Genomic DNA, 7,740 nt, shown 5'->3' on the forward strand with positions numbered 1-7,740 from the left:
GAGAACCCCGGCTCCCTCCAATAATAAGCAGGGTTTTTTTCTGGGGATCAAGACCCAGTTTTTCTTTGGCTTCTTTATCTTTTCCCTGCCAATCAAGCACTTCTTCACGTAAGGGGTTACCGATTATAACAATTTGATTTGAATCTCGAAAGCCCTCGGCTGCTTCGTCCACCGGAACAAAGATTTTTTTTGACCAACGGGAGATGATCCGGTTGGCAAAACCCGGATGAATATTCTGTTCTTGCACAAAGATTGGAACTCGAAATAGTTTCGCCCAAAAAGCGATCAGTAAAGAGACATAACTGCCAAAAACCAAGACCGCCCGAGGCCGAAATTTGATAAAAAGATACCCACTTTGAAACAATCCTACTATATTATCGCCAAAGGCGCGAAGAAAATCTATAGCTGATGTTCGGTTCCATCCTCGAGCACGAATAAAAGAAAGTGAAAAACCGGCTTCGGGAACCAATTTTCTTTCCATGCCTCTTTTGGTCCCAATAAAGCGAACCGGAAAGTCACGAGATAAATGTTGAGCAATGCTGAGCGCTGGAAAGATATGACCACCGGTTCCACCAGCTGCAATAAATATTTCATTCAAAATGATTCACCTTTGATTGCCGTGCGATATTGAACAACAAACCGATTTCGATCATAGTAATCAGTATTGATGAGTTCCCATAACTTACTAATGGTAAAGGTACACCTGATACCGGAAGGATTTTGAGCACTGCGCTCATATTTACAATGACCTGCATGAGGATACTTAGAATAATTCCCATAGCCAACATGGCTTGAAAGTCATCACCTGAACGAACCGCAATTAGCCAACCCCGCCAAAAAAGAATACAGAATAAAATAACCACTCCTATTGTTCCTATAAAACCTAATTCTTCACCAATAATGGCAAAAATAAAATCGGTATGCCGATCAGGAAGATAGAAAAATTTTTGTCGGCTTTCCCCCAAACCCCGACCAAATAAGCCACCCGAACCAATGGCAATGAGAGACTGGATAATTTGAAAGCCCTTCCCCAAAGGTTCTTTCCAAGGATTAACAAAAGCCTCAAGCCGTGCTTTCCAGTATTGATTTCCGCTGGCAAAAATTAAAAAAAGAAGGATGGGAATTCCGGCAAAAATTGGATAGAGCAAGTGAATAATTTTCCGTCCTCCCAAAAACAGCATGACGAAGGTTATGCCAGCCAAAAAAATGGCAGTACCAAGATCAGGTTCCATTATGACCAAAACACCCATGACTCCAACCACCAAGAGAAAAGGCACAACTCCATACCAAAAATCCTGAGCTCGATGACGGTGGGTTACCAAAGTATCTGCCATATAAATGATTAAGCTCAATTTTGCCAATTCCGAGGGTTGAAAGCGCATGATACCAAAATCTATCCATCGATAGGATCCACCCACCATTCTGCCGATATAGGGGAAGAAAACCAGAGTGAGCAGCACGACTGAAAGAAGAAGTAATTTCGAGCTCATTTTTCTAACAAAATCAAGCCGGATAAAGGAGGCGATTACGAAAAAAAAGAAAGACAGAGCAACTCCAACCACCTGCTTTTTAAAAAAATAATAAGGATCGCTATAGGACATGATCGACGTGGTCATGCTGGCACTGAAAACCATGATTAAACCAATGCAGAGTAAGAGAATCATCGTCCAAAAAAGATATGGATCGATTTCCCACCACCAGCGTTTTAAATGATTTTCATTGGAATTTTCTAATGACCACCGGTTCAATAATTCTTCATGAGTTCCCATAGACTAAACGGAAAAAGTGTTCACCCCTTTCCTGGTAGTTGGCATATTGATCCCAGCTGGTACATGCCGGAGACAAGAGAACGCAATCACCGGGTACGACTAAGGAGCGGATGTTTGAAAATATTTCGTCTAAATTAGAAAATAAACGGGTTGGTATAGATTCCGGTATAAATTTCTGTATCAGCTCTCGGTCTTCTCCAAATAGAAGGATCATTTTTATTTTAGCCGGAGAAAGATATTGGGTGAATTCAGAAAAATCTTTGATTTTACTTCTCCCCCCTAAGAGCAAAACAATAGGACCATTCAAGGAATTGATTGCTGCACAGGTTGATGCTGGTGTCGTCGATTTGGAATCATCATAAAATACAACACCATTTATTTCAGCAACCTTCTGAATTCTGTGACTCAATCCCTGAAAAGTTGAAAGAGATTCTTCAATTTGATCAACTCCAACCCCCACTACTCGGCAAACCGCAGTGGCAAACAATAAATTCTCCCGATTATGCTCACCGGGGAGGTGCCAATTGAGACAGTCAATCTTTCTTTCCTTCCCTTCGAATCGTTCAACAATTTTTTGATTCTTCCAATAAAATCCTTCCTGTAATTGCCCTAAACCGGTCACTGGAATGATAGAGCTGCGGATCATTGGGCAAAGTTGGGTATGCCAACTGGGAATGGAAAAATTGACTATCGCCCGATCCTCTTTTTTTTGATTGATAAAAATATTTCGTTTTTGAAAAAAATAATCTCTAAAAGTATTATGCCTGTCCAAATGGTTGGGAGATAAATTCAAAATACCAGCAACTTGAAACCTCGCGCTCACAATTCTCTCCAGTTGAAAGCTGCTGAGCTCCACCACCCCCCACTGATAAGAAGTTGGGAAGGAAATTGAATCAATTAAAGGTGTCCCAAAATTGCCTCCAACAAAAGCCGAAAAACCCGCCCTATTCAGAATGTGACCAATTAGAGCCACAGTGGTACTCTTTCCATTGGAACCAGTAATGCCAATTAGAGGAAAATGCAGCATACGACAGGCTAATTCCACTTCGCTCACTATCGGGATTCTCTCCTGTTCGCATTTGGCCAGGATGGGATGATAGGAAGGGACACCTGGACTGACTATACATTCCTGGATCTTTCTCCTATTGAGCTTGGAAAGATCGATTGGCCTAAGTGGGGAAAAAGCCGGATGATTAAGAAGGTTCGGCGATATATCGCTCCACTTTTTGTGATCGTCATATCCCAATACCTTCTCGCCACGATTAAGCAAAAAACGAGCAGTACTTTCTCCAGTTTTTCCCATACCCACGACTAAATAATTCATCATAACCCTATTGAACCCGCCCTAACCATGCCACCGTAATTCCTATGGCTTGAATTATCCAAAAACGTACAGTAATTTGAGTTTCTTTCATTCCCTTTAATTCAAAATGATGATGAATCGGACTCATTAAAAATAGTCTTCGTCCTAAAATTTTAAAAGAAAAAACCTGTAATATCACTGAAAGAGTATCAACAAAAAAAACCAGGGCTGAAAAAATAATTAAAAGAGACTGCCCAGAAATAAGCGCCATAAAGCCTAAGAGCGCTCCTAAACCCAATGAACCTGAATCTCCCATAAAAATACCTGCCGGCCATATATTAAACCATAAAAAGGCGGTCAGACCTCCGATTGCTCCAAAGGCCAACCAGGAAAGCTGGGTTTTACCCAAGGTTAATAAAAGCAAACCCCAAAAAAGAAAAGTGAGAATACCCGAACCTCCCGCCAACCCGTCCAAACCATCGGCAATATTAAATGCATTGGAGGTAGCAATGATAATAAATATCCCGTACCCAAAAAAAAGTGGACGAGACATTGGAATTACATAACGGCTAAATGGAATGATAATCTGAGTTGGCATCCCATCCATAGCTAGCCAGAGAACTATACCGGCAAGGACAATCTGGAACAAAATCTTATAACGGGCTTTTATTCCCCAGGGTTTCTCCAAATAGCTCTTATGCCAGTCATCAACCAATCCTAAAATAGTATATCCAGCAAGGAGTACTACCGGTAGTAAATTGCTTAACCAGTATTGTCTTCCTACTCCAAACACTACCAAAAGAGCTATAAATATGACGATACCGCCCATACTGGGGGTATTCTCTTTGTGAAGATGGAGATTAGGTCCTTCTTTCTTTATTTTTTGACCAAGATGGCGTTGCTGCTGCCACCGAATGAAAAGCGGAAAAAAAACCATTCCAACTACAAAAGCCAAAAGAAAAGCAATTAATATATCATTGGGAATAATTCCAAGTTTCATGCTCAATCCACTCCGTAGGTATAGCTTCTTCTAATTTCATGGCTCTTGAACCTTTAAACAAAACGATAAGTCGAGAAAAAGGGAAAGTTATCTGATCGAGAAGAATTTTTTTGATTTCTTCGTGGGAAGAAGCCAAATAATATTCTCCGTCTACCGAGTTTTTCGATAACACCTTTTCAGCAGCCCCATGCATCATGGAACCATAAAGAATGACATTCTTAATATTGTGCTCTTCCAAAGAACGGATACTTTCTTGATGAACTGCTTCGGAAAAACTCCCCATCTCTAACATATCTCCCAAAACCACCCAGGTTTGATACCCTTGATGGTTGAATCTTTTCAATAAATTGAGGGCTTTATGCAAAGAAATTGGATTGGCATTATAGCTGTCGTCGATCACATATCCTTCGCCAAGATGATAAATTTTTTCTCTTCCTTCGGGAAGGAGAATTTCATTAAGAACCGTTTGGACCTCATCTTCTTCAATGCCCAATTGGAAAGCTTGATGAAGGACCGGCAGAAGTAAGATAATGAGTTCCGGAGAAAAAATCGGTGCTTGGAAGTGATAAATCCGACCTTCAATCTGACAGCGGAATCTAGTGATTCCCTCCGTTGGGTTCAAGTGATAATCAAGAAGTGAGAGTTGTGAGGTGATATGATTCTGAAGACCAAAAAGAATGACTTCCTTTCCCTTCTGGGAAAAATCCTCTTTGAGTTTTAAAGCGTAAATATTATCCCCATTCAAATAGATAGTTTTGGCGTTTTCAGCCAATAAAATTTTTTCCTGAATCACCGTCTCGACATTGCCAAAACCCTCTAAATGACCTTTTCCAAATGCAGTGAACACAACTATTTCCGGATCAATGATTTCGGCTAACTCACCCATCTCACCTTTCTTATTGATTCCGGCTTCAATGATAAAAAAGTCGTTTTGAGAAGAAAAATTGCAAAAAGAGGCTGATACCCCGATATTGGTATTATAACTAAAGGGAGTTGCAGCCACTCGAAAGCGAATGCCAAGTATTTTTTGGAAATAAAATTTTGCGGTCGTTTTCCCAACCGTTCCGGTTATGGCAATTTTCTTTCCAGCAAGCTGTTTTGAGTAGAATTTCCCGAGATTTTTTAACGCTTCAACGGTATCATCAACGAGGTAAAGGCTAAATTCTTGGGGAGAATTGACCTTTTGACTCACTAAGGCTCCACGTGCGCCATGTTCCCAGGCATCATTTAAATAAGCATGACCATCGGTTTTTTTCCCTTTTATAGCCACAAACAAACCACATTCGGTATTTTGACGGCTATCGATCATAATTTTATCAAATTTTTCCTGTTTTCCCGGAGCGACAAGTTTGGCTCCAGCTGCAAAAATAATATCCGGTTTCGAAATCATTCTAAATTTCTCTCTTTTAGAAGTTCTAATGCCACATCATAATCATTGTGGCAAATGATTCTATCATGATATACCTGATAACGTTCTGGGCCCTTCCCGGCTAAAAAAACTACATCGCCAGTTTGCGCCAAAGAAAATGCATAATCTATTGCTTCACGTCGGTCAAGGATAATATAAGATTCCACCGGAATCTCTTTTTTATATTTATTGACTCCCTGCATAGCATCTTCAGCGGTTTGTCGTGGATCCTCATGGCGAGGATTGTCGCTGGTAATAATGCAAACGTCACTCCAGCGAGCAACGGTTTCCCCCATCATCGGCCTTTTATTCCGATCCCTCTCTCCACCGCAACCAAAAACTGTAATGACTTTCCCTTGAACCATTTTTTTAATAAAAGAAAGAGTATTTTCCAGCCCATGCCAGTTGTGAGCAAAATCAACGATAACCAAAAAATCCTGTCCGGCGTTAACTACCTCCCACCTTCCTGGAACTCGGTGGGTGTGCTCAAGGCCTTGAGCAATTTTTTCACTTTCTATTCCAGAGGAAATAGCCGTAGCTGCCGCTGCTAAAGCATTATAAACTGCATGCTGGCCGGGGAGGGAAAGCTGAACTTTCTCAGTTCCCCAGGGGGTTTTTATTTTCATTTTTGTCCTATCAACGAAATATACGATATCTTCAGCGGTCACTTCGTTTTCCGGCTGCAAACCAAAAGTGAGAAGCGGGAGGTGGCTTTCGAAAACGACTCTTCGACAGTTTTCATCATCTCCATTTACAATTACCATACGAGGGTAAGGTTTTTGGGTATTTTGTTCCACCATTTCGATGAGTTTCTTCTTGCTGAAAAAGTAGTGTTCAAAACTTTTATGAAACTCTAAGTGTTCAGCTACCAAGTTAGTAACCACTGCTGTATCGAATAACAAACCCTCAACCCGTCCTAAAGCCAAGCCATGGGAAGAAACTTCTAAAACCGCCTGACGAATCCCTATCTTAATCATACTTTTCAAGCAAGCTTGTATTTGCAGCGACTCTTCAGTGGTATTAATCGCTTCATAGATATCAGGACCAATGATGTTTTTTGGTGTGGTCATCAGACCACAAGCATGGCCATTTTCTTCAAGAATACTACGCAGGAAAAAACAAGTGCTGGTTTTTCCATTGGTACCAGTTATACCGAACAGCCTCATTTCCCGGGAGGGATGATCATAGAATCGAGCGGCAGTTTGAGCCATGGTCTTTCTCTCATCATCAACTCGAATCCATGATACCTTCCCATGAGTAGGAAAAGAAAAACTGGGATCGGAATAGACAATGACCTTCGCTCCCCTTTTAATGGCATCTTCAATAAAGAGATGCCCATCGGTATTAGCACCGGGAAAAGCAAAAAATACACACCCTGGACGAACCAATCGAGAATCAAAAGCCAATCCGCTGACCTCTAATTGGTCATCAAAAATATTTTTATAGAGATATTCATTTAAATTGAACAGTTTTTTTAAAATCAATAGATCGTTACCTCGTCATTTTCCGACATAATACCAGCATAATGAATAAGGTTTTGAGCGATTTCCCGAAAAACCGGTGCTCCGATATCGCCTCCATAGTATTCACCCTGGGCTTCATCTAAAACCACCAATATTCCAAAACGTGGTTCGGGGATTGGAAAAAATCCGATAAAGGAAGAATAAAACCGATTAATTGCATAACGGCCATCTTCTCCAATTTTTTGTCCGGTTCCGGTTTTCCCCGCAATAGCATATCCTGGAATGGCAGCTTTTTTACCCGTTCCCTGATCAACGACTTTTTTCATCATGTTTAAAACCAAATCAGCAGTTTCTTCATCAACAACCCTTTGAACCGGCGATGGGAGAACTTCTCGAACGACCTTCCCGTTTTCATCGATGACTTTTTTTACTAAACGGGCTTTCATAAGAATCCCACGATTAGCTATGGCCGATACTGATCTTAAGAGCTGAATTGGGGTGACCAGCATCTCTTGACCAATGGGGATGGCACCGATGGATAGCGCCGACCAGCTGCGAGGCTTCCTCAATAAACCAATTTCTTCTCCATTCAAACCGGTTTCACAGGACTCTCCGATACCAAAATTTTTCAAGTAGCGATAAAGTGTATCTTCTCCCAGTCGTTGGGCGATTTGTATTGTACCGACGTTACAGGAATTAATGATGATATCTTCGAGTGTTTCCTGCCCATGACTTTTTATGTCTCGCACTCGATGATTATACACCATTATGGAACCACCACAATAAAAACTTTCTCC

Annotated in this window: 7 protein-coding genes; all 7 read right to left on the reverse strand. The window is 41.0% G+C overall.

What is annotated here, in order from left to right:
• On the reverse strand, positions 1-598 hold a 598-nt coding region (locus tag PLK24_RS05945), incomplete at its 3' end, for a UDP-N-acetylglucosamine--N-acetylmuramyl-(pentapeptide) pyrophosphoryl-undecaprenol N-acetylglucosamine transferase (protein ID WP_324477242.1).
• Positions 591-1,769, reverse strand: a complete 1,179-nt coding sequence (gene ftsW, locus PLK24_RS05950) for a putative lipid II flippase FtsW (RefSeq protein WP_324477244.1) — start codon at positions 1,767-1,769, stop codon at positions 591-593. The genes ftsW and PLK24_RS05945, both read right to left, overlap by 8 nt.
• A complete protein-coding gene (gene murD / locus PLK24_RS05955; protein WP_324477246.1) occupies positions 1,756-3,096 on the reverse strand; it encodes a UDP-N-acetylmuramoyl-L-alanine--D-glutamate ligase in 1,341 nt (446 codons plus the stop codon). Before murD ends, ftsW begins: the two co-directional genes overlap by 14 nt.
• A 4-nt stretch (positions 3,097-3,100) precedes the next feature.
• Complete coding sequence (gene mraY / locus PLK24_RS05960; protein ID WP_324477248.1) at positions 3,101-4,072, reverse strand: phospho-N-acetylmuramoyl-pentapeptide-transferase; 972 nt, start codon at positions 4,070-4,072, stop codon at positions 3,101-3,103.
• On the reverse strand, positions 4,047-5,462 hold the full coding sequence (locus PLK24_RS05965; protein ID WP_324477250.1) for a UDP-N-acetylmuramoyl-tripeptide--D-alanyl-D-alanine ligase: 1,416 nt from the start codon (positions 5,460-5,462) through the stop codon (positions 4,047-4,049). The genes mraY and PLK24_RS05965 overlap by 26 nt, the downstream gene beginning before the upstream one ends.
• On the reverse strand, positions 5,459-6,964 hold the full coding sequence (locus tag PLK24_RS05970) for a UDP-N-acetylmuramoyl-L-alanyl-D-glutamate--2,6-diaminopimelate ligase (protein ID WP_324477252.1): 1,506 nt from the start codon (positions 6,962-6,964) through the stop codon (positions 5,459-5,461). Before PLK24_RS05970 ends, PLK24_RS05965 begins: the two co-directional genes overlap by 4 nt.
• Positions 6,961-7,740: peptidoglycan D,D-transpeptidase FtsI family protein (locus PLK24_RS05975; protein ID WP_324477253.1), on the reverse strand; the 780-nt coding region annotated here is incomplete at its 5' end. The genes PLK24_RS05975 and PLK24_RS05970, both read right to left, overlap by 4 nt.

This window comes from Atribacter sp., assembly GCF_035418125.1.
Lineage (GTDB): Bacteria > Atribacterota > Atribacteria > Atribacterales > Atribacteraceae > Atribacter > Atribacter allofermentans.